This is a genomic window from Sorangium sp. So ce887 (assembly GCF_051521455.1).
In the GTDB taxonomy this organism is placed as follows: Bacteria; Myxococcota_A; Polyangia; order Polyangiales; family Polyangiaceae; genus Sorangium.
The window spans coordinates 7,063,764-7,085,524 of the sequence record NZ_CP150354.1 but is presented as its reverse complement, the minus strand read 5'-3'; the positions used below and the strand labels follow the sequence as shown (position 1 = coordinate 7,085,524).

Genomic DNA, 21,761 nt, shown 5'->3' with positions numbered 1-21,761 from the left:
GGGATCGGCCGAGGGGTCGTGAGAGCGGATGGCCGTGACACCGGAGGCGCAAGCTCTCCTGCGCCGCCGCGCTCGTGCTTTCGTATCCGAGGGTAGAGTCGGCCCTACCCCGCGAGATGCGCCGGCGCCTACTGCGGCGGGACGGCGTTCGGGTCCATGTGCAACACCTCCCAGTGGTGGCCGTCGAGATCGTAGAAGCGCCGGTAGTACATGAAGCCCATATCGGCCGGGTCGCCCGCCTCCGTCCCGCCGGACGCGATGGCGGTGTTGACCATCTCGTCGACCTCGGCCCGGCTGCTGGCCGAGAGCGCGAAGATGCCCTCGGTCGACGTGGCGGTGTCGCAGATCTGCTTCCTTGTGAAGTCCTTGAAGCGCTCCTCGACGAGGAGCATCACGTACGCCTCCTCGCTGAGGATCATACAGGTCGCCTTCTCGTCGGTGAACTGCGGGTTGAACGAGAAGCCGAGCCTGGTGAAGAACTCGACCGACCGCTTCAGGTCACGGACGGAGAGGTTGACGAAGAGCTTGCGGGAACTGTTCGCTGACATGGTCGCCTCCACAGTGGGATAGGTTCGAAGCTACTGACCCCCGCAGGGGGTCGGATTCATCGGTCGGGCGAAAAAATCGACCGGCCCCGTGTCTACCAGGTCCGCTGCCCCTGGAAAAGTGCCGGAACGACCGCCCCCGCAGCCCGGCGGACCGTGGCGCCCGGGGACCAGCGTGGACAGCTCAGGTCAGGTGCTGCCATAGGAGCGCTCTGGGCCACGCGCTCCCACCGTGTGGCCCTGTGTCGGGCGTGAGGTGCCGAGTCGCCGGCGGGGTTCGCCTGTCAACCTCGCGTTGACGTGGTTGACAACCCCGCGCGACAGCGGCGAGCATGCCTTGAAGCCGGAACGCTCGAACCGCGGTTTTCGGGCGGAAAAATGCAACAATAGCGTGCATTTGGGCGATCTCGGGCAAAGTCGCTTCGTGGCCCGAGCGTTGCTTTGGAGACCTGTCGAGACGCGCGGCGGGGCGCTGCATCGAGGCGAGGGGCGCAGGGCTCTGGACCGTCGAGCAGGTTGAGATCTTCTGACATAGCTTGGCTACGAGCTCGGTCGCGCGGAATGCAACCAGCGAGGGATGATACCATGAGCTTGAAATGGGTCGGTGCTTTGGGTTCGCTGCTGTCGCTCGCTCTTGTCGGCTGCATCGCGGCCGACGAGGGCGCGGTGGACATGGATGCGACGAGCGATGCGCTCAGCGTCGTCAAGATCCAGGCGGAGGATCAGTCCTGGTCCATCTCCTCCGGCGACAGGGTCGAGGACAACGCGGACAACGTGAAGCTCCGCGCTAACCAGAGCGGCGATACCTTCAAGTTCTCCACGTCGGTCGCGTCCGGCAAGTACGAGATCGTCCTCCGGTATGCCAAGCGGAACGTGTACGGCAAGTACGAGCTGAGCGCGAACGGCTCCTCGGTGAAGTCCTTCGACGCCTATACCTCCGCCACGGGCGACAGCTGGACGACGGCGAAGCTCGCGGAGAAGTCGCTCTCCGGGAATGTCGAATTCACCTTCAAGGTCACGGGCAAGAACTCCTCCGCGTCCGGCTACGACCTCAAGATCGACTACATCGAGCTCGTCCCGGTGGACGGCGGCGGCGACTCGGGCGGCGGCGACTCGGGCGGCGGCTCCACGACGCCAGGGAGCGGCGGCGTCGTCAACGCGACGATCCTCGTGAAGGCCGGCGAGACGTTCGACGGCGGCGGTAAGCGGTTCATCGCCAACAAGGACACGCTCGGCGACGGCAGCCAGGGAGAGGGGCAGAAGCCGGTGTTCAAGCTCGAGGACGGCGCGAAGCTGAAGAACGTCGTCCTCGGCGCTCCGGCCGCCGACGGCATTCACACGTACGGCAACGTCACGCTCGAGAACATCGTCTGGGAGGACATCGGCGAAGATGCCCTGACGGTCAAGAAGTCCGGCACCGTGGTCCTGAACGGCGGCTCCGCGAAGAACGGCGACGACAAGGTCTTCCAGATCAATGCGGCCAGCACGTTCAGGGTCTCGAATTTCAAGGCGGAGAACGCCGGCAAGTTCATCCGGCAGAACGGCGGCACCGACTTCAAGGTCGACGTCTTCATCGACCGCTGTGACATCTCGAAGATGAAGGAGTCCATCTTCAGGACGGACAGCAGCAGCAGCAGCGTGACGATGACGAACACCCGCTACAGAGACATCGGCAAGGAGCTCTTCATGGGCGTGAGCTCCTCGAAGATCACCACGTCCAACAACACCCAGTACTGATCCGCGCGCGGTCGCGGACGCCCGGCGATGCGGCGCGCCACAGCGCCGGGCGACGGCGACCCTCGTGAGCGCCCTGGAGCAGGCGTGCACCTGAAGCAGGGCTGTCGGACGACGCTCCGAGGCGATGCGCGATCAGGGGAGGGGATCGACCGCCGGCAAGCGGTGCGCCGTCGCGACGATCGAAGGGCGGTCCGCCATGGCGGTCCACCAATCCGAAAGGGCCGGGCGTCCGGCGCGGAAGTCGCGCTCGGGCCAGCGGAAGTCGAGGTAGCCGAGCAGGCACGCGACCCCGACCTCGGCCATCGTGAAGACGTCCTTCGACAGCGACTCGGTCTCGATCGCGTCGAGCGACGCGGCGATCGCTTGTTCGAACCTCGGTGTCATCGGGTCCAGCTGCGGCGGGGCGCGTCGTTCGGCGGCGAACAGCCGCCCGGCGGCCGTGGCCGCGCCGTCGGTCAGGCCCTGAAGCCGCAAGGCGCGGCGACGCTCGCGGCCGGACCGGGGAAAGAGCCGTCCGCCGCCGGCCCGCTCGTCCAGATGGTCGCAGATCGCCGACGACTCGTAGAGGACCTCGCCGTCTTCGAGGATGAGGGTGGGGACCTTGGCCAGGGGGTTGACCGCCCGCAGGCGCGCATCCGTCCACGGATCGGTCTCCACGAGCTCGATCTCTCCCGCGAGGCCCAGCTCGTGGGCGGCGATGCGGACCTTGCGGGCGAAGGGGGAGGTGAAGGCGAGCCACAGCTGCATCGGTGAAGGATGGCCTGCCCCGGCGAGCGGCGACAGGTCTCCGCTCACGCTCGCGAACCGGCCCGCCAGGTCATCCCCCTACGACCACCGACGCCCGCTACCGCTCATCGAGGCTGGGAGGCATCGGACGTGCCGGTGAGCTTCGCCTTCGCCAGATTGTTCGCCTCGAGCTTCGTCTCCGCGTCCCTCGCCGCGGCCGTGCCGTTGCCCGTGATCGTCACCGACTCCTCGGCGAGCGCGTAGATCGTGAACTCGTAGGTGTCGGTGTTGGCGTTCCCGCCGGCGAAATTGGGGCAAGGCCCGAGGTAGTTGTTGTTCTGCTTGGCGCCTATCGACGCTGCGTCCTTGAACTCCTCGGGCAGCGAGGTGACGTCGGCTGGAATGTTGTAGATGACCCAGTGATAGCCGTTAGGGTCGGGCGGCGTCTTGGTCGACAGGGTGACATCGATGAAGGTGATGGCGTAGCTCTTCGTGCCCGGAGGGCCTGCGGTCCAGTTGAGCTCCGGCAGCAGGCTGTTGTTGAAGCCGGCGGCCGCGCAGGTGTACTTGTCGGCGAACTCGGCGCCTTCCGCGTGATTGGGGCTCGTGAGCGTGAATGCACTGGAGGGCTCGCCGCCGCCGCCGGCCTCTCCACCCACTCCGCTGCCGCCGCCGTCTCCCGCGCCACCCGCTCCGCCGCTCCCGGACGTCGCCGACGAGGTGGAGCTGCTGGACGAGCTCGTGCTGTCGGTGCCAGTGCTGGTGGTGGTTCCGCTGCTCGTCGCTGCGGCGGCGCCGCCGCCGCCGTCCCCCGACGGATCGGGGTCACTGCTGGAGCAGTTCAGCGCGGCGAGCGGCAGGCCTACGAGGACGAGGCATCGAATGCTACGAATGAATCTGTACGTGAGGGTATGCATTGGCGGATGATGCCACATCCGCGCTCCGGCCGGAATATGGCAGTCGTTTTCTTCACGACAAAGATCCGCAACTCGGCGGTACATTTCCCGGAGCGGCGCGCGACCTGTTGTCGATGACCTTCCGGAGACGTGCTCAGCAGGTACGTGCTCTCCTGTGTAGCAAAGCTGGAAACACCTCCTTAGAATGCTGTCTGGCGGCGTACAGGAGGAATCCCGCAAGACGTGCGCGGCGCCCGTGGCTCAGGCGGGGATCACTTCCAGTTGACGGTGGCCCATCCCCTGGCAGGCAGCTCGAACTGCAGCTTCTTGCCGCCCACCGCGACGACCGCCTGCTTGGCGTCTCCAGAGTTGTACATGACCGCGACGAGGGTGCCGTCAGGGTTCTTGAAGGCCAGCGCATCACCGCCGCTCGTCGCGACGACCTTGGCTCCTGGATCGACGTACTGGGAGACGTGGCGGAAGACGTAATAGGCGGGGGTGATGTTCAGCTTCTTCCCCGAAACGTCCACGGCCAGAAGCGCGTTCTGCGCCCAGGGCCGCACCGTATCCAGGCTCCTGCCCGCCGTGTCCAGCACCATGTTCCAGGCGGAGTAGGCGTTCACGCCTTTCTTGATCCAGTCCCTGATGAGGCCCCAGCTCTCCACGGCATACGCATGGTCGTTCGGGGCCTTGGTCTGGTTGGTCCCGCTCTGCCATGGGTAATTGCCGCACTTGTGCTCGGTCTGCCAGATGGTCAAGCTCTTGTTCAGACCCAGGCCGGTGAAGGTGTCCAGCATGCCCCACTGGAAGCCGTAGCCTTTGACGTAGGACTTGGCGGTGGCGTTGTCCATGACGGTGGTCACGATGCTGCCGTCCGTCTGGGTGTTGGACATGGTGCCCACGAAGATGTCGGCGCTGATGCCCCGCTCTTCGAACGTCGGCCCCAGATGGCTCCCGATGAACTTGGCCATCAGCGCCCCCGTCCAGAGACAGGACGGATAGTCCTGAGGGAAGCCTGGCTCGTTCTGCGGGTGGACGGCCTCGATCTCGATGCCTTCCTTGCCGTACTCTTCCACGAACCTGGCGAAATAGAGGGCATACGCGTCCAGGTTCGCGGCGTTGTCCTTCATGTTCCCGCGATCGTACGCGTTGTTGTCCTTCATCCACGGGGGAGGTGTCCAGGGGCTGCCCCAGAAGTGAATGTCAGGATTGACCGCCATCGCCGCCTTGATGAAGGGGATCAGCTTCTCCTTGTCCCGCGCGATGGAGAAGCTTTCCATCGACGTGTCGTTGGCCGTGTCGTTGAGCGTGTAGCGGCTCGTGGCATAGTCGCTCGCCCCGATCGGGATCCTCCCGTAGATGAACTTCGCGCCGTCCGCCGCGTCGAACAGGAGCTTGATCGCTCGGTCTCTATCTTCCGGGCTGAGCGCGGAGAGGGCTTCCCAGCCCTTCTCATTGAAGGTTCCGCCGAAGCCGGCCCAGTCCTGCGCCGTGGAGGCGTCGTTGACGGTCACATCGGCAGCCTCGGTCGTGACCTCGGTCACCGTCCCCTCTTTCCAGTAGGCGTCTGGACTGGAGGTGATCAACACAGGCTCAGGCGTCGGCGGTTCCTCCGTGGGGGGCGAGCCGCCTGCCCCCGCCTCCGGATTGCCGCCGGCGCTCGCCGAGCCGCCGACGGCAGCTCGGTCTCGTCGCACTCGCGAATCGCTTCTCTTCGGGGGCATCGTCCTGGCGCAGCGAACGGCGCGCACTTTGCGCGTAGTCAGATTCCCGAAGGGTTCGGTTCTGATCATCGATCCTCACCGCGCGCACCGACCCGGCCGTTTCCTGCCTGTGCGGTGTCACTGACGCTGTAAATTTCGACGTGCTTGCCGTCGTCAACCCGGAGGAGGGCGAGCCGCTCCCGGGGCCTGATCCCGGCGGCGGCTCACGGGGCCGCTCACTCCGCGCAGATCCCCGGCCGGCGCCTGTCCCACGGCGCCGCCTGCTCGAGCTGACCCGCGAGGCGCAGCAAGGTGGCGTCGTCCGCGTACCGGCCCGCGAACTGCACGCCGACCGGCAGGCCGTCGGCGGTCACGTGGAGGGGCACCGACATGGCCGGGCTCCCATTCACGTTGAACAGCGGCGTGAACGCCGCGAACTCGAAGAGCCGGTCCAGCCAGGCCTCGGCCCCCACGGTCGGATCGCTCGCGTCGAGCGTGCCGGGCGGGATCGGGAGCGTGGCCAGCGTCGGCGTGAGCAGGACGTCGAACTGCGTGAAGAACTGCCCGAGCTCCCGCGAGAGCTGATCGCGCGCGACGAGCACGTCGTGCACATCCACGGCGCTCATCCTCCGGCCGGCCTCGGCCATGATCAGCGTGGCCGCCTCGAGCGTGTCGGGCCCCGGCGCGAGCCCGAACAGCGGGCAGACGCGATCGAGCAGGTGGGCCTGGTACGACAGCAGCATCCTGAAGGCGATCCGCACCCGCTCCCAGTCGATCTCCGGCCGCGCGGGCACGACCTCGTGCCCCAGCTGCTCGCACAGCGCCGCGGCCCGGCGCACCGCCAGCTTGCATTCGTCGTGCACCGGCACCCCGCTCCAGGCGGCGTCGCTGAACGCGATCCGCAGCCGTCCGGGCGGCGTGCGCGCCTCCTCCAGGAACGACCGCGGCCCCGGCGGCGCGAAGTACGGCGCGCCCGGATCGGGCCCGGCGATCGCGTCGAGCAGCGCCGCGCTGTCCCGCACCGAGCGCGTCAGCACGTGGTCGGTGGCGAAGCCCATCAGGACCTCGCCCTCGATCGGGCCGGTCGGGACGCGGCCGCGCGTGGGCTTCAGCCCGAAGAGGTTGCAGCACGACGCCGGGACGCGGATCGACCCGGCGACGTCGTTGCCGTGGGCCATGGGCACCATCCGCGCCGCCACCGCGGCCGCCGCGCCGCCGCTCGAGCCGCCGGGCGTGCGATCCGGGCGCCACGGGTTGCGCGTCGGCCCGTGCGCGGCCGGCTCGGTGACCACGTTGAGGCCGAGCTCCGGGGTGTTCGTCTTGCCCAGCGACACGAGCCCCGCGCGCCGGAAGCGCGTCATGAGCTCGTCGTCCGCGGGCGACACGAGGCCCTGGAAGAGGCGAGAGCCCATGCCGGTCGGCGTGCCCGCGACGAGGAGGCCGAGGTCCTTCACCAGGTACGGCACGCCGGTGAACGGCCCCTCCGGGAGCCCCGCGCGGATCGCCCGCTCGGCGTCGTCGCGCAGCGAGGAGATCACCGCGTTGAGCGCGGGGTTCACCTGCTCGACGGCGGCCGACGCCACGTCCATGAGCTCGGCAGGGGTGACCTCGCGCCGGCGGACCAGCTCCGCGAGGCCCAGGGCATCGAAGGCGGTGTACTCGGAGATCTTCATGGTGCAGGTCCCTTATACGAGCCCGCCGCGCGCGGCGGGGTGAAGAAAGGAGCGACGCATAGCAATGCGCTCCGGGTCATCGCAATGCGCTCCGGTCGTCTCATCGGCTCACGAGGCGCCGCGACGAGGCGCGCCTATCCTGAGGAGGTCTCCCGGCGGCGACCTTCCGGGCGCTTCGGGGGCTTCTGCGCGGCAAGCTCGCTGTCGGGCAGCTTGCCGCTCCCCTGCTCGACAAGCTTCTTGTCGTACCAGGGCCGCGACGAGTGCGTGCGGAGGACGTACGCGAGCGCGAGGGCGCCGAGGAGCGGCACGGCGACGAAGGCGGCGGAATGCACCGTCACGTCGGGGCCGAGCGTGCTGGCGGAGGGCCACGACGGGACGTAGCGCGCCTTGATCCGCTGCACCCCGCGGAGCCGGACGAAGTCGGTGTGGGACGCCTCGTCCGAGAGGGCGACGCCGCCGGCGGTCCGCATCGAAACATCGAAGTGGGTCTCGTCGTCACCGCTCTCGCGTTTCTTGAGATCCGTCACGCCGACGTCGACCGTCTCCCCCAGCCAGAGGCGCGCGTGGAAGGGCGCGAACGCGGCGTTGAACGCGAGCGCCGCGACGGCGGCCACGACGGCCCACCGCAGGTGGAACGCGGCCCTGCGCGCGAACCGCTGTCCGAGCGGCTCGGACGAGAGGAGCATGGGCCGCCAGGGCGGGGGCACGAGCAGGTATCCCTGCGCCACGCCGCGGTACCCCTGGGTCGGCGCCTCGGGATCCGGCGCGCGCCGGAGCTCGCCGACCGCGAAGACCTGTTCGTCGGGCACGAGCTCGGCCACGCGAACGCGCTTCTTGCGATCGACAAGGATCATGCCGTCGAGCGCGTCGACGAGCTGCACGTCCTCGCCCGGCTCCACGCGGATGCGGACGCCGGAGGCGTGGCGAAGGTAGAAGGGGTGGACCCGGACCTTGCGGTCGGTCTCGGACCATTCGTGGCTCCAGACCCCGGAGCTCTCGGTCTCGGACCCCTCCTGCTCGACCTCGACGCGCACGGCCACGTCCGCGCCTTGCTCCCGCTCGACGGTGCCCTTGACGACGGCCTCGCCGGGCGCGAGCGCGACGCCGGGGTTGAACGAGGCATCGGCCTGCGCGGCGGCGCGGCGCTCCCGGAGCGACGCCCGGAGCGCCTTGGCGGCGAGGGCGAGCAGGCCGGCCGTCGCGACGACGTACACAAGGAGCAACGACAGCCAGGTGTCGAGGTGGTAGCGGCTCGCGAGCAGCCACGTCGGGTGGTCCATGGCCGGCCATGAGAGCGCAAACCGGGGCGCCCGTGCGAAAAACCCGGCGTTGCCAGGGGCCCGCGCCGCGCCCACCCTCCGGAGCAACGATGTCCGCGCCGCCGTCTCCCTTCCGCGTCCACGAGCCCGCCACGCCGGGGCCGGTCGTCGTCGAGGTCCCGCACGCGGGCCTCGTCGTGGACGAGCTCACGGCGCGCTTCACCCGCGTGCCGGAGCGCGCCCTCGTGGCCGACGCGGACATCGCGGCGGACGCGCTCTTCGGCGACGTCGCGCTCGAGGGCGCCGCGCTCGTCGTCGCGACGCTGAGCCGCTTCGTCATCGACCTCAACACGGCCCCGCGCGTGCCCACGCCCTACGAGGACAAGCTCCCCTACGGGCTGCGGGAGGTGCGGCGGCGGTCCGCGAGCGGCGAGCAGTGGCTCGAGAGCCCGCCGCCCCGCGCCGAGGTCGAGCGCCGCGTGCGCGAGGTGCTCGAGCCGTACCACGCCGAGATCGCCGCGCGCCTCGCCGGCGCGCGCGCGCGTCACGGGGTCGCGATCCTGGTCTCGGCGCACAGCTATCCCGACGTCATGTTCCCGGGCGTGGCCGACGTCGTGCTCGGGACCCGGGGCGGCGCCAGCGCGGCCGCGTGGGCGCGCGACGCGGTCGCCGCCGTCGCGCGCGCGCACGGCCTCTCGCTCGCGCTGGACGACCCGTTCCCCGGCGGCCACGCGGTCGAGCGGCACGCGCGCCGCGACGAGGGGGTGCACGCGCTCCAGATCGAGATCGCCCGCCGGCTCTACTGCGACGCGCGCTCGCTGGCCCCTCGCCCCGAGGACGTCGCGCGCCTCCGGGACTTCACGCGCAGCGCCGTGGCCGCGCTCACGGCCGCCGCGCGCTGAGACGGCGCGAGGCCGCTGCACAAGGCCGCGTTCGTGCGATGTCGCTGCATGAATCCACCGTCGCACGACGACGCAGTGCGATGATGCTGCACGAATCCGCCATCGCGCGAAGATTCGGCACGATCTCGCGGTGCGCGCACGCCCGCGAAGCTGCGCGGCCCGGCGCCGGACGCGTACAGGTGCGCGCTCATCCCACCGCTGGATCCGCTGTTCTGTTGCGCCGCCCGGGAGCAGGCGAGCGTTGACGCCGCGGCGCGACGCGCCGAGATTCCGCCCTCAACACCCAGGCTTGGGATGGGGAGGCTCTTGATGCGCCACGACGGTCTCACGCTCTCGTGCTCGGCGCTCGCCAGCGTCGCTTTCATCGGTTTCCGGGGCACCGAGCACGTCTCGCAGCCGTACGAGTTCGAGCTCTTCTTCTCCGTCCCAGCGAACACCGACGTGCGCAAGGCGGTGGGCGAGCGCGCGACCGTGCGCGCGGGCCGCGGCGAGGAGAACGACCCCTTCGTGCTGCACGGGGTCATCGCGAGCGTGCGGCTCCTGCACCAGAACGCGGACCGGGCGCTCTACCAGGCGCTGCTCGTGCCGAAGCTGTGGCTCCTGCGCCACTTCTGGCGCAGCCACGTCTTCACGAACCAGCCCGTGAAGGAGTTCCTCTCGTCGACGCTCCAGAGCGGCGGGCTCGCGACAAGCGAGTTCCGCTTCTCGATCGACGAGGGCGACTACCCGAACGAGGAGTTCGTCGCGCAGTACCGCGAGACGCACCTCGCGTTCTTCCACCGGTGGCTCGAGCGCGAGGGGCTCTACTACTTCTTCGAGCACCCCGAGGACGGCTCGAGCGAGGTGCTCGTCATCGTGGACGACCGCGGGCTGCACGACGATTTCCCGGGCGGCGGCACGGTGCGCTACATCCCCCTCTTCGGCGACGACGTGACCGCGCCGCCGGGCCTGCACCACCTCGAGCAGGACGTGCAGTGGCTCCCGAAGAGCGTCACCATCGCCGACTACAACTACGCGAACCCGTCCGCGTCGGTGAAGGGCGAGAGCAGCATCACCGCGAAGGGGATGGGCGCGATCCGCGAGTACGGCTACCGCGTCTTCCTGCAGAGCGACGCCGAGCGCCTCGCGCAGGTGCGCGCGCAGTCGATCGGCTGCCGCGAGGTGACCCTGCGCGGCAGCGGCGACCTGCTCGGCCCGCGCGCCGGGTACCGGTTCTCGCTGGAGGACCAGCCGGCCGACGTGGGCGACCAGTGGCTCGCGCTGGAGGTGCACCACACCGCGTCGATCGCCGGGATCACGCCCGAGATCGCGCGGCTGACGCGGCTCTCGGGCAAGGACATCTACGGCATGAAGCTGCTCGCCATCCCGGCCGACGCGCAGTTCCGCGCGCCGCAGACGACGCCGTGGCCGCGCATCTACGGGTTCGAGAACGCCATCGTCTGCGGCGCCGCCGACAGCCAGTACGCCCAGATCGACGCCGACGGCCGCTACCTCGTGCGCTTCGAGTTCGACACGAGCGGGCTGCCCGACGCGCGCGTCTCGACGCGGGTGCGCATGATGCAGCCCCACGGCGGGACCACGGAGGGCTTCCACTTCCCGCTGCGCAAGGGCACCGAGGTGATGATCGCCTTCCTCGGCGGCGACCCGGACCGGCCGTTCATCGCCGGGGTCGTGCCCAACGCGCACCGGCCGAGCGTCGTCGCGGAGCGCAACCACAGCCAGAACATCATCCGGACCGGCGCCGGCAACCAGCTCGTGCTCGAGGACGAGCAGGGCAAGGAGTTCATCTTCCTCCACACGCCGAACAACCGCACCGGCATCTACATGGGCACGCCGAGCGGCGGCCACTCCTCGGTCTACACGGGCGACGGCGAGACGCAGGTCGGCACGTTCCTGTCCCCCGAGAACGCCGACCCGGCGATCGCGGGCAGCAGCCTCGTCAGCGTCACGTTCAGCTACCTCGAGACGACGGGGGGCGACGGCGGGTCCTGGATCGGCGGCGACTCCTGGGAGAACGTCGGCGGCAACAAGTCCAGCATGGTGGTGTGCAACCTCTGGGCGGGCATCGGGGGGACCTATACGCTCCAGGTCACCGCCGCGGCGACGGAGACGTACTACGCGACGCGCACGACCACGATCAAGACGGGCCGCGTGGACACGGTCGAAGCCGGGGGCATGAAGCAGACGATCACCGACGGGATGGAGCTGACCATCACGAGCGGCGGGATGAAGCACGACGTCCACGGCAAGTACACGCAGACCATCGAGCCGGAGGGCTCATCGACGGTGACCGGTCCGTGGACGCACAAGGTCACGGCCCTGAGCTTCGACGACTACAAGAGCTGGCAGACGGAGGTCGCCACCACCTGGAAGGGCCACTTCGGCGGGAACGTCGACCTGGAGAGCGACACGAGCTTCGTGATCAAGGCGCCCAAGGCGAAGATCACGGCCACCGACCTGAAGTGGGAGGTGCTCGGGATGACGTTCGACATCACGCCGAACAAGCACGAGCTCTACGTCTACAAGGGCGCGAGCGGCGTCCTCAAGACCGACCACGCCGCGCTGTACCAGACGCTGTACGGGATCAAGCTCGAGTTCGTGGGGATCAAGCTCGACTATGTCGGGATGGACAAGAAGGCCGTCGGCGTGAAGCTGAAGCAGGTCGGCGCCTACGTGAAGCAGCAGGCGATTGGCGCGATCATCGGGGCGGTCCTCGCGCACCAGATCGCCGTGACGAAGCTGTGAGCGCGGATGCGAGTCGTTAAACCCCTCAAGATCCCGGCGCTCACGCGCGTCGTCGAGGTCGCGCGTCGGCTCAGGTTCCACGTGGGCGCCATGGTCGCGTTCCCGCTCGACGCGCCGCGCGCGGTCGTCGACGAGATGACCTTCTGGCCGGCCGCGATGGCGGAGCTCGGCAACATCGCGCTCGACGACGGCATCGCCAAGGCGCGCGGCGAGCTGCTCGTCGCGGGCCGGTGCCACGCCCCGGAGGGCCGCCGCGTCGCCGCGTCGTTCGTGCGCGCGCGGCTCGGATCCATCGACAAGCGCCTGGCCGTGCTGGGCGACCGGCACTGGACCGGCCGCGGCTTCACCGAGCCGGAGCCGTTCTCGGACATGCCCATCGACTGGGCGCGCGCTCTCGGCGGGCCGAAGGACCCGGCGAACCCCTATGGCAAGGGGATCGAGGAGGTCGAGCGCGGCGGGCAGCGCGTCCGGCTGCTCCCGAACGTGGAGCACTACGGCGCGCTGATCCGCTCGCCGTCCGACCGGCCGGGCCCGGCGTCCTTCCTCCCGATGGACGTGAGCTTCGCCCAGCGCCGCGCCCGCGCGGGGACGTACGGCGGGGACTACGCCGAGAAGTGGGCGCCCGGCCTGCCGCCCGACGTCGATCCGTCGTTCTTCAACGTCGCGCCGAGCGATCAGTGGAGCGCCGAGCCGTTCCGGGGCGACGAGGCGTTCCTCGTGGAGAACATGCACCCGGCGCGCCCGCGCATCGAGGGCGCGCTCCCCGGCCTCTGCGCGCGCGTGCTCGTCACCCGCCGCGACGCGAGCGGGGAGGCGTTCCTGGAGCTCCCGGTCCGCTGCGACACGGTGTGGCTCCTCCCCTCGGCCAACCTCGGCGTCGTGATCTTCCACGGCTCGATGCCGGTGGCCGACGACGACGCGGCGGAGATCGTCGATCTCGTCGTGGCCTGCGAGGAGATCGGCCGCCCCCGGCCGATCGAGCACTACCGCGAGGCGCTCGCCCGGCGGCTCGACAAGGACCGGGGCGCGATCGCGGGGCTCAGCGACAGCGATCTCATGCCGCCGCGCGAGTCGGGCGTCGCGGCGAACATCGCCGGGCTCGACATGATGCAGTGGATCAAGAGCGAGAACCTGGCCGCGAAGAACCTGCGGCGCGGCGCGGAGCGGGACCGCGAGCGTCGCCGCGAGGAGCTCCTGGCCGACGGCGACGATCCGGCGCGCTACGGCCTCGACGCGCCGCTGCCCGAGGAGGAGGCGCCTCCGCCCGTCGACGACCTCGACGCGCTGGTCGTGTACCTGGACGACGCGTCGCGAAAGTTCGAGGAGGAACAGGTGAAGGCCGCCCGCACGAAGGACGAGGCCGAGGCGCGCATGCGGGCGCGGGCCGCGGACATGGGGGTGTCCGAGGAGACGCTCCGGCGCGCCGAGACCGAGGGGGAGCCCCCCGGCGGCCCGCCGAAGTTCTCGGCCCAGGCGCAGCTCCAGCAGTACGCCGAGCTGGCCGAGGCGGGGCGCCGCGGCGGCGTGCCCAACGAAGAGCTCGAGGCGATGCTCGCGGATCCGGCGTTCCACGAGCAGCTGGTCCGCCTGGAGCAGGCGGCGCGCGAGGGCTACCGCGGCTCGGCGCACCTCACGCCCGCGGCCCTGCCGATGACCTCCGAGGCCGCCCTGATGGCGCGCGTCGTCATCGAGGCGGCGCGCGACGCGCGCGAGCCGCTCGACGATCGCGATCTCACCGGCGCCGACCTGCGCGGGGTCGACCTGCGGGGGATGAGCTTCGCGCGCGCGTTGCTGGAGGGGGCCGACCTGCGCGGCTGCGACCTCTCCGGCGCGGTGCTCGAGGGCGCGGTGCTCGCGAAGGCCGACCTCACGGGGGCGAACCTCACGGGCGCGCGGCTCCGGGGCGCGAACCTGGGCAAGGCGAACCTCGAGCGCGCCGTGCTCGACGACGCCGATCTGACCGAGTCCGTCCTGATGGGCGCGAAGCTCGCCGGGGCGCGGCTCCAGCGCGCGCGGCTCGAGCGCGCCGACGTCCTGCAGGTGAGCTGGGAGGGCGTGGATCTCTCCGGCGCGGACCTCGCGGTCTGCACGTTCCTCCAGGCGAGCTTCGCCGGGGCGAACCTCACCGGGGTGAACCTCGAGCGGGCGATGCTGCTCGAGTGCTCGCTCGACGGCGCGGATCTCTCGGGCGCCCGGCTGCACAAGGCGACGCTGATGAGCTGCACGGGGGCGCGGGCGCGCTTCGTGGGGGCGCGCTTCTCCGAGGGGGTCGCCATCTACAAGAGCGGCCTGCCGGAGGCCGACTTCCGCGACGCCGTGCTCGAGAAGACGTGCTTCCGGACGACGGACCTGCGCGGCGCGCGCTTCGATCGCGCCCAGATGACGATGACCGATCTCTCCGAGGCGGACGCGACGGGCGCGATCTTCGACCGCGCCGTCCTGAAGAGCGCCCTCCTGATCCGGACGATCCTGGACGGCGCCTCGCTCCGCGGATGCAACCTGACCGAGGCGATCCTCTCGAAATCGCGCCTCGCAGGGGCGGATTTCACCGGCGCCCAGCTCTGCCGCGCCGATTTCAGCCGCGCGCGCGGGGACGGCCGGACGACCTTCGCCGAGGCGGCGGTCGACTTCACCCGGTTCGACCGGCAGGGCGCGCCGGCCGCTGGAGGCGCGACATGAACCGCGACGAGGTGCTCGACAAGATCCGCCACGGCGAGGCGATCCAGGCCGTGGACCTCTCCGGGCTCGACCTGACGGGCGCGGATCTCTCGGGCGCGGTGTTCGACCGCGTGCGCATGCCGCGCGCGATGCGGGGCGCGCTCATCAAGGAGTCGACGTTCTCCGAGTGCGATCTGTCGGGCGCGGACATGACGGGCGCGGACCTGCACCTGACGAGCTTCGTGCAGAGCTGCCTCGACGGGGCGGCGCTGTCGGGGTCAAAGCTCATCGGCGCGAGCTTCGTCGAGACGACGTTCGAGGGCGCGGCGCTGTCGGGCGCGGAGGCGCAGGTCGCGAACTGGGCGAAGTGCTCGTTCACGCGCGCCTCGCTCGAGGGGGCGAACCTCGACCGGTCGAACCTCATCGAGATCACGGCCGACGGCGCGAATTTCTCGCGCGCGAACCTCGAGAAGGCGACGATGTACAAGCTCGACCTGCGCACCGCGCTGCTCGACGGCGCGAACCTGACGCTCACGACGCTGCTCGAGTCCGAGCTCGGCGCGCGGGCGTTCCAGGGGACGAAGCTCTTCCGCACGCAGTTCATGCGCGGCAGCGTCGCGGGATCGAGCTTCGCGGGCTGCGACGCGACGCAGTGCAACTTCACCGGGGCCGACGTCTCGGGCTGCGACTTCAGCGACGCGGTCCTGACGCAGGCGCTCTTCGGCGAGGCGAAGGCGGCGCGGGCGCGGTTCTCGAGGGCGCGGCTCCAGCAGGCGATCTTCGAGCGGGCCGCGCTCGCGGAGGCCGATTTCTCGGGCGCGGAGCTCGTCGAGGCGTACCTCGCCTTCGCCTCGTGCCCCGGCGCGCGCTTCATCGGCGCGAAGCTCGCGTACGCCGACCTCTCGCACTGCGATCTCTCGGGCGCGGACTTCACGCAGGCGGGGATGTTCCGCGCGAAGCTGCACCGCGCCCGCCGCGACGGCGCGCGGCTGCCGGCCGGGGCAGGGTGGCTCGGCGACGACGAGAAGCTCGCCGCGCTCGAGGACTGGAAGCCGAAGCGCGGCGGCGAGCGCGACGCCCAGCGCCCGTGAAGCTTCGGTGAAGCGCGAGGATGCCGTTGATTCTCTCCGAAAACTCCCCGAGACTAGCGCTGCTGCGCGCACGTCCCGGACGGGCGGAGCCAGGCCGAGGAGACCCGAGATGCAGAGCATGGCGGCCCGCGAGCCCCTGACGGTGGCACACGACGACAGCGCGCAGGACGATCTCCTGGCCGCGGTGGATCTGCCGTCGATGGAGGCGTCGCCGCGGCGCGCGCCGTCGCTCGAGACGGGCGTCGTCCGGGGCACGGCGTCGGGGCTCCTTGTCGAGCTCGGCGGCGGTCCAGCCCTCGCGCGGCGGGCGAAGAGCTGCCTCGTCGCGCCGGACGCGGGGGATCGCGTGCTCTGCGCGGCGGACGGCGACCAGGTGTTCGTCCTCGCGGTGCTCGAGGGCGAGGCCGGCGCGACGACGCGGATCGTGGCCGAGGGCGACCTGAAGGTGCAGGCGACGGGGCGCCTCGGGCTCTGCGCGGGCGATCAGATCGAGATCGCCGCGGCCCGGGAGGTGGGTCTGTTCACGGGCAAGCTCCAGATCCGCGCGCAGGCGGCGGCGGCCGCGATCGAGGAGCTCGGGCTCGTCGGCCGCTCGCTCGAGGCGCACCTCCAGCAGGCGGTGCTCGTCGCCGAGCGCATGGAGGTGCGCGCCGACCGCCTCGTGCAGCGCGCGAAGAAGGCGTTCCGCTTCATCGAGGCGCTCGATCAGGTGCGCGCGGGCATCTTCGACCTCCGCGCGGAGGGCCTCGCGGCCGTCCGCGGGGAGAACACGATCGTCGCCGCGCGGACGCTCGCGAAGCTCGACGGCGAGCAGGTGAAGATCGGCTGAACGGCGTGCCCGCGCGGCGTCGCGGACGCCGGCAAGGACGAGGGGTGAATCGATGCTCGCGAAGACGACCGCAGGGGGGATGTGCCTGGCGTTCCCCGACGTGTGCCTGACCCCGACGCCGGCCCCGGTGCCGATCCCGTATCCGAACATCTCGCTGCATCCGATGAGCGTGATGTTCGTGCCGAACGTGCTCGTCACGTGCGCGCCGGCGCACAACATGCTGACCGTCGCGCCGCTCACGATGGGGGACAACCCGGGCGTCGCGCTCGGCGTCGCGTCCGGGATGGTGATGGGCCCGTCGCGCAACGTGACCGCGGCCTTCACGGTGATCGTCGGCTGCGCGCCGATGACGCGCCTGACGAGCATCTCGCTGCAAAACAGCACGAACGCGGTAGGCATGGCGATCGTGCCGAGCATCACCACGGTCATCGTGCTCTCCCCGTGAGCGGCGCGCGCCCTGGACCCGTGATGGAGGCGACCACGCCCGAGAGGAGCCCGCTCGCCGAGGCGCTCGTTCGGCTCGACGAGGCGATGCGCCCGCCGCGGGGCAGCAGCCTCGATCCGGAGCGGCGCCGCGTGGCGGTCCGGCTCGCGGACCTGGCCCGCTGCGAGGACGGCGACCTGTCGGCCTTCGCCAGGCGGCACCTGCCGGGCCGCGCGGTGGACGAGCCGGCGCTGCGCGCCGCGCGCGAGATGATCCTGGCGATCGGCCGCGTCCTCGGCCCGGAGGGCGAGAGCGCCGAGGCGATGGGCGTGCTCCAGGGCGTGCATCGGGTGCTCGACGAGCGGCTGGCGGAGGCGAAGCGGGCCGCGGCGCGGCGCGAGGCGGAGGCAGCCGCTGACGCTGTCGCGACGGGCGCGCCGGCGCTTGTCGAGGCGTCGGGGCCGCTCTCTCGGCCGGGCGCGGGCTTGCCCTTCGTGTCCGCGCCGATGGCCATGTCCACGCCGGTCGCCATGTTCGCGCCCGCGCCGATGGCCATGTCCGCGCCGATGGCCATGTCCGCGCCGATGGCCATGTCCGCGCCGATGGCCATGTCCGCGCCGATGGCCATGTCCGCGCCGATGGCCATGTCCGCGCCGGTCGCCGCGCCCGCGCCCGCGCCCGCGCCGATGGCCGTGCCTGTGCCCGCGCCGATGGCTGTGCCCGAGCCCGTGCCGGTGGCGGCGTCCGCTCCCCGGACGGAGCCACCGTCTTCCCGGGCGGGGCCGCCCGCGTGGGGCGACGAGCCCAGGCCCCTCAGCAAGACACTTCCCGAGACGGCGAGGCTCGTCGACTCGGCGCTGCCCTTCATCCCGGTGGCCTCCGAGGATCGCCCGCGGCCGGCCGTCGCGCGCTTCGACGCGGCCCTTCCTTTTCAGCCCGTCGCGGGCCACAACGGAACACCGCCGCACGAGATCCCCCCGGCGGCGGCGCACCACGGCCCCGCGGCGCCGTCGCCCCCTCTCGAGCGCTCCCTCGTCGCGGCCGGCCCGAGCGCCTTTCCGGCCGCCGCGCCGAGCGTCCCGCCCTCGGCCATCCCGAGCGCTCAGCCGGCCCCCCTGCCGAGCGTCCCGCCTCCCTCCGCGCCGGCGCCTGCGAGCTCCGGCGACCCGCTCAGCACGCGCTCGACGCCCCCGCTCTCGCTCACGCTCAACCAGTACGCCGGCCTCGTCGTCGCGTGCGAGCTGTACCCCGCCTACGTCGAGAGCACGCACGCGCGTTACGGCGTTCCCACTCCAGCCGCGCGCGCCGCGCTCGACGCCTTCTGGGCAACCCGCCTCGCCGCCGATCCCGCGCTCGCCCAGCGCTGGCCGGAGCTCTGCGAGGCGGCGCGCAGGTACTTCCTGCAATCGCGCTGAACGCCGGAGTGCTCGCGCGCTTCCGCGGCGCCAACGTCGACATGCCGTCGCCGGCGGGCGCACGCCTCAGGGCGTGCTCTGGGGATCGGCCGGATCGCTGCCCGCCGCGATCTCGTCGCCGTCGAGATGGCCGTCGAGATCGCGGTCGACCCCCATGCGCTCGCCGGATCCGGGGGGCGCGCAGGTATAGGTCAGCGCGCTGCCGGGCAAGGCGACAAGCAATCGCAGCAGCGTATCCGGGATGGCGTCGAGCAGCTGCCGGTCGCCCGCGAACTGGCCGCCGCCGAGGTAGAGGAACCCGAAATCGTGGTGCGCGAGCCGGCCCTTCGCGATGAGATCGCACTCGCCGGCGTCCGCGCGCTCCCTCAGGAGATCGATGCGCTCCGTGACCGCGGCGTAACTGCTCGCGGTGAGCGTCGCCTGCTGCCCGACGATCGGCGCGAGGTTCGTGTCGAAGGCCAGCATGAACTGCTCGATATCCCGCTTGATCTGGGCGTTCTCAGGCGTCACCGGGAGGCCGAGGGGGTTGCCCGCGAACAGGTCGAATCCGCTGTTGAAGCGGAACAGATCCGGGAAGGCGCCGTCGTGGTTGAAGCCGAAGCCGCGCACCTGATCGCCGAGGAACGGATCGGGGCCGAGCGAGACGTGGGTGAAGCCCGCGCCGAACATGCCGACCTTCTGGTAGAGGCCGCGGAGGTGCGGGACCTTGAAGAACTGGGGATCCGGTGAGGTCCCCGCGCGGCCGTCGGTCCCGAAGAAGCCGGCGAAGGCGCCCTCGGAGGGGTTGGCGTCGGGGTCGAGCCGGTGACAGCCGTCGCAGGTGCCCGTCGGCGTGACGACGGTGTTCAGGAAGGCGTCGCGCCCGCTCTCCTGGGAGGGGGTGAGCGAGTTGTCGAGGCTCCGGATCGGGTTGGGCGGGTAGGTGACCTGGAGGACGAAGTCGGTGAAGGCCTGCATCTCCGGGTCATCGAGCTCGGCGTGCCGCCCGAGCAGATCCATGAACGCGGGGTTGAACCTCTTGAACGCGGCCTCCTCGTCGAAGCCGCCCTCGTCTGGCTGCGACGTGGCCTCGGCGTTGCCGCCGGTGCGGTCGCCGCGCCAGTGCATGGGGCCGTGGTTTTCCATGCCGCGCAGGCTCTGGGTCGTCATTGGCCCCTTCATCGGGTGGAAATCGGCGTTCTCGCCGAAGAACCCGTCCTCGCCGAACCCGGCGCCGGGGATGGGCGGAACGACGAGCGTCGGGTTGTCGAGCACCGAGCCGTCCGGATTGCCGAGGTCCCAGGCGAGGCTGTCGAGGTCGCCGAAGATATGGCAGCTCCCGCAGGACGAGTCCCCGTGGCTCGAGCTCCTCCGGGCGTCATAGAGGAACGGCCGCCCCTCGACGACGCTCGGCGGCTCGGGGTTGTACATGGACAGGTGCGCGATCTCCTCGCGCGCGGCGGTGTTCACCACCGAGATCGCGTTATCGAAGCGGGTCATCACGTAGATGCGCCCGCGGGCCTCGTCGAGCACCATCCCGGTCGGGCCGCCGCCGGTGAGCGGGATCTGGTCGGCCGTGCTCGGCACGAAGGTGTCGCCCTCGAGCGCGGCGGTGTCGTAGACGCCGATCCTGGAGGAGCCGAACGCGGCGACGTACAGCGTCTCGCCGTCGCCGCTCACCGCCATGCCGAGCGGCTGCGCGAGGCTCTTCTCGTTCTCGTCGTTCGGGAGCGGCGCGCAGCAGGCGTCGTACTCGATGTGCTTGTTGAGGTGCCGCGGGGCGGCACCCGCGGAGCTCAGCACCGTGATCCGGCTCTCGTGCAGGTGACCCCGCAGGCTGCTCCCGGCGAAGATGCCCGGCCCCTCGAAGCGGAGGTCGTTGCGCGCCTCGGTGTTGCTGACATACACCTTCCCGCTCACCGGGTTCACGGCCATGTTGAAGAGGACGGTGCCGACGCCGGTGTAGAAGCCGCCCGAGCCCGCGAGCTGCGCCGGCGGATGGGCCGTTGCGTCGATGACGAACACGTCCTTGTCCGGCAGGGAGAGCCGCAGCTTGTCGTCCCAGGGACGGTTCAGCTCATCGACCCAGTGCTCGCCGTCGAACTTGACGATGAGCCCCACCTCGGGCCTCGGGATCTCCTCGAAGTTCGTCGTGGGCCCGGGCAGCCCGCCGGCCGTCTCGCCCCCGTCGGGAACGAGGGAGTCGTGGACGATGGTGGTGCGGTTGCCGGAGTGGAATGCCGCCGCATAGACGCGGGATCCGTCCGGCGTCGCCGCCAGCGCGCGGGGCGTGTCGCTGAACAGGGTGACGATGGTGAGCGGGTCGCCGCCGAGCGAGGCGCCGAGGCTCGCGGCGTCGAAGACCCACACGTCGGCGCGGCCGACCCCGGGTGTTGTGAGCTGCGGATCGTGGGGTATGTTCTGGCCGCGATGGGCCGCGGTGATGAAGGCGCGCCGCTTGTTCGGCCCGGCGAAGACGATATCACGCGGCTCGTCGCCGACGAGCAGGGTGCGCACGACGGCGCCCCGGTACCCGAGCGGGCCGAGGCGGACCACGCTCACGCTGTCGGACAGGTGGTTGACGACCCAGACCTCCTCGTCGCTCCGCGCCGCGACCGCGACGGGCTCGAGCCCGACGGGGATCGAGGCGCGGTGGGTCAGTCCGCCCGTGTTGACGGCAAAGACCTCCAGTCGGTTGTCCGGCGTGTTGACGGCGAAGAGCAGCTTGCCGCTCGGCGAGAGGGCGAGGGGACGGACCTGCCCGCTCTCGAACAGCCTGTAGGACGGCGTGGCGATCGCCTCCGGGCAGATGGACAGGCCGGCGATCAGCGTCGTGGCGAAGGCAGCCCTCGAGAGGGCACGGCCAATGCCGCGCCTCGAGAGCCCGATGCTCCTGGCGTTCATGCGTCCTCCTTTAAGGGGGGGTGGTGCTGGTGCGTGTTGAAGAGGCAAGCGAAGGAAAGGTGCTCAGCTTCGGATGCTACAGAACGTGTTGCGACTGACAACAGCAAAGTAAGTGAAGAGCACGGATCACTACGCCGTCCCGCGGATGCGGAGGACGTCCACGCTGGCTGGTAGTTGCCGCGATGTAGGTGAACACCCGCGTACGCCGCCGGCAGAGGGCTCCATCGATCTCCGGAACGTGGCTCTGACGCTGCGGCGCACAGGGACACCTG

15 protein-coding genes and 1 pseudogene are annotated in these 21,761 nt (G+C 70.7%); 9 read left to right on the top strand and 7 right to left on the bottom strand.

What is annotated here, in order from left to right; genetic code table 11:
• Positions 1 to 128 precede the first annotated feature (128 nt).
• Positions 129 to 548, bottom strand: coding sequence for a VOC family protein (locus WMF36_RS26215; protein WP_437476194.1), 420 nt, complete (start codon positions 546 to 548; stop codon positions 129 to 131).
• A gap of 558 nt (positions 549 to 1,106) precedes the next feature.
• On the opposite strand from WMF36_RS26215, the pseudogene WMF36_RS26210 reads away from it, so the two are divergent.
• Positions 1,107 to 1,619 (top strand): annotated as a pseudogene (locus WMF36_RS26210) (pectate lyase); the annotation flags it as partial.
• Positions 1,611 to 2,282, top strand: a complete 672-nt coding sequence (locus WMF36_RS26205; RefSeq protein ID WP_437581959.1) for a pectate lyase — start codon at positions 1,611 to 1,613, stop codon at positions 2,280 to 2,282. The pseudogene WMF36_RS26210 and the gene WMF36_RS26205, both read left to right, overlap by 9 nt.
• Before the next feature lie 132 nt (positions 2,283 to 2,414).
• On the opposite strand, the gene WMF36_RS26200 is transcribed toward WMF36_RS26205, so the two are convergent.
• The 5 genes from WMF36_RS26200 to WMF36_RS26180 all read right to left on the bottom strand — a co-directional run bounded on the left by WMF36_RS26200 (position 2,415) and on the right by WMF36_RS26180 (position 8,563).
• Complete coding sequence (locus tag WMF36_RS26200) at positions 2,415 to 3,029, bottom strand: glutathione S-transferase family protein (RefSeq protein ID WP_437573492.1); 615 nt, start codon at positions 3,027 to 3,029, stop codon at positions 2,415 to 2,417.
• Between the two features lie 104 nt (positions 3,030 to 3,133).
• Positions 3,134 to 3,925 (bottom strand): YbhB/YbcL family Raf kinase inhibitor-like protein, encoded by a 792-nt coding sequence (locus WMF36_RS26195; RefSeq protein WP_437573491.1) that lies wholly within the window; start codon positions 3,923 to 3,925, stop codon positions 3,134 to 3,136.
• Positions 3,926 to 4,176: 251 nt separating this feature from the next.
• Positions 4,177 to 5,601 (bottom strand): glycoside hydrolase family 30 protein, encoded by a 1,425-nt coding sequence (locus WMF36_RS26190; RefSeq protein ID WP_437573490.1) that lies wholly within the window; start codon positions 5,599 to 5,601, stop codon positions 4,177 to 4,179.
• A 242-nt stretch (positions 5,602 to 5,843) separates the two neighbouring features.
• The gene (locus WMF36_RS26185; protein ID WP_437573488.1) at positions 5,844 to 7,280 is read right to left on the bottom strand and encodes an amidase; all 1,437 of its coding nucleotides are present in this window, start codon (positions 7,278 to 7,280) and stop codon (positions 5,844 to 5,846) included.
• A 134-nt stretch (positions 7,281 to 7,414) separates the two neighbouring features.
• Positions 7,415 to 8,563 (bottom strand): hypothetical protein, encoded by a 1,149-nt coding sequence (locus WMF36_RS26180; RefSeq protein WP_437573487.1) that lies wholly within the window; start codon positions 8,561 to 8,563, stop codon positions 7,415 to 7,417.
• 89 nt (positions 8,564 to 8,652) lie between these two features.
• Between WMF36_RS26180 and WMF36_RS26175 the strand changes: the two genes are divergently transcribed.
• From WMF36_RS26175 to WMF36_RS26145, 7 genes are all read left to right on the top strand, one after another.
• Complete coding sequence (locus tag WMF36_RS26175) at positions 8,653 to 9,444, top strand: N-formylglutamate amidohydrolase (protein ID WP_437573486.1); 792 nt, start codon at positions 8,653 to 8,655, stop codon at positions 9,442 to 9,444.
• A 309-nt stretch (positions 9,445 to 9,753) separates the two neighbouring features.
• Complete coding sequence (locus WMF36_RS26170) at positions 9,754 to 12,189, top strand: type VI secretion system Vgr family protein (RefSeq protein WP_437573485.1); 2,436 nt, start codon at positions 9,754 to 9,756, stop codon at positions 12,187 to 12,189.
• Between the two features lie 6 nt (positions 12,190 to 12,195).
• Positions 12,196 to 14,868, top strand: a complete 2,673-nt coding sequence (locus WMF36_RS26165) for a DUF2169 family type VI secretion system accessory protein (protein ID WP_437573484.1) — start codon at positions 12,196 to 12,198, stop codon at positions 14,866 to 14,868.
• Positions 14,865 to 15,938, top strand: coding sequence for a pentapeptide repeat-containing protein (locus WMF36_RS26160; RefSeq protein WP_437573483.1), 1,074 nt, complete (start codon positions 14,865 to 14,867; stop codon positions 15,936 to 15,938). The genes WMF36_RS26165 and WMF36_RS26160 overlap by 4 nt, the downstream gene beginning before the upstream one ends.
• A gap of 109 nt (positions 15,939 to 16,047) precedes the next feature.
• Positions 16,048 to 16,767 (top strand): DUF3540 domain-containing protein, encoded by a 720-nt coding sequence (locus WMF36_RS26155; protein WP_437573482.1) that lies wholly within the window; start codon positions 16,048 to 16,050, stop codon positions 16,765 to 16,767.
• A gap of 52 nt (positions 16,768 to 16,819) precedes the next feature.
• The gene (locus WMF36_RS26150; RefSeq protein WP_437476167.1) at positions 16,820 to 17,212 is read left to right on the top strand and encodes a DUF4150 domain-containing protein; all 393 of its coding nucleotides are present in this window, start codon (positions 16,820 to 16,822) and stop codon (positions 17,210 to 17,212) included.
• 23 nt (positions 17,213 to 17,235) lie between these two features.
• Positions 17,236 to 18,606 (top strand): hypothetical protein, encoded by a 1,371-nt coding sequence (locus tag WMF36_RS26145; RefSeq protein ID WP_437573481.1) that lies wholly within the window; start codon positions 17,236 to 17,238, stop codon positions 18,604 to 18,606.
• Positions 18,607 to 18,672: 66 nt separating this feature from the next.
• Here WMF36_RS26145 and WMF36_RS26140 read toward each other — a convergent pair whose 3' ends face one another.
• The gene (locus WMF36_RS26140; protein ID WP_437573480.1) at positions 18,673 to 21,489 is read right to left on the bottom strand and encodes a hypothetical protein; all 2,817 of its coding nucleotides are present in this window, start codon (positions 21,487 to 21,489) and stop codon (positions 18,673 to 18,675) included.
• Positions 21,490 to 21,761: the final 272 nt, after the last annotated feature.

Excerpts from the sequence above, each read along its gene's own strand:
- WMF36_RS26155 (WP_437573482.1), top strand. The coding sequence starts at position 16,048 with ATGCAGAGCATGGCGGCCCGCGAGCCCCTGACGGTGGCACACGACGAC.
- WMF36_RS26160 (WP_437573483.1), top strand. The coding sequence starts at position 14,865 with ATGAACCGCGACGAGGTGCTCGACAAGATCCGCCACGGCGAGGCGATC.
- WMF36_RS26150 (WP_437476167.1), top strand. The coding sequence starts at position 16,820 with ATGCTCGCGAAGACGACCGCAGGGGGGATGTGCCTGGCGTTCCCCGAC.
- WMF36_RS26145 (WP_437573481.1), top strand. The coding sequence starts at position 17,236 with ATGGAGGCGACCACGCCCGAGAGGAGCCCGCTCGCCGAGGCGCTCGTT.
- WMF36_RS26175 (WP_437573486.1), top strand. The coding sequence starts at position 8,653 with ATGTCCGCGCCGCCGTCTCCCTTCCGCGTCCACGAGCCCGCCACGCCG.
- WMF36_RS26165 (WP_437573484.1), top strand. The coding sequence starts at position 12,196 with ATGCGAGTCGTTAAACCCCTCAAGATCCCGGCGCTCACGCGCGTCGTC.
- WMF36_RS26200 (WP_437573492.1), bottom strand. The coding sequence starts at position 3,029 with ATGCAGCTGTGGCTCGCCTTCACCTCCCCCTTCGCCCGCAAGGTCCGC.
- WMF36_RS26140 (WP_437573480.1), bottom strand. The coding sequence starts at position 21,489 with ATGAACGCCAGGAGCATCGGGCTCTCGAGGCGCGGCATTGGCCGTGCC.
- WMF36_RS26180 (WP_437573487.1), bottom strand. The coding sequence starts at position 8,563 with ATGGACCACCCGACGTGGCTGCTCGCGAGCCGCTACCACCTCGACACC.
- WMF36_RS26170 (WP_437573485.1), top strand. The coding sequence starts at position 9,754 with ATGCGCCACGACGGTCTCACGCTCTCGTGCTCGGCGCTCGCCAGCGTC.
- WMF36_RS26185 (WP_437573488.1), bottom strand. The coding sequence starts at position 7,280 with ATGAAGATCTCCGAGTACACCGCCTTCGATGCCCTGGGCCTCGCGGAG.
- WMF36_RS26215 (WP_437476194.1), bottom strand. The coding sequence starts at position 548 with ATGTCAGCGAACAGTTCCCGCAAGCTCTTCGTCAACCTCTCCGTCCGT.
- WMF36_RS26195 (WP_437573491.1), bottom strand. The coding sequence starts at position 3,925 with ATGCATACCCTCACGTACAGATTCATTCGTAGCATTCGATGCCTCGTC.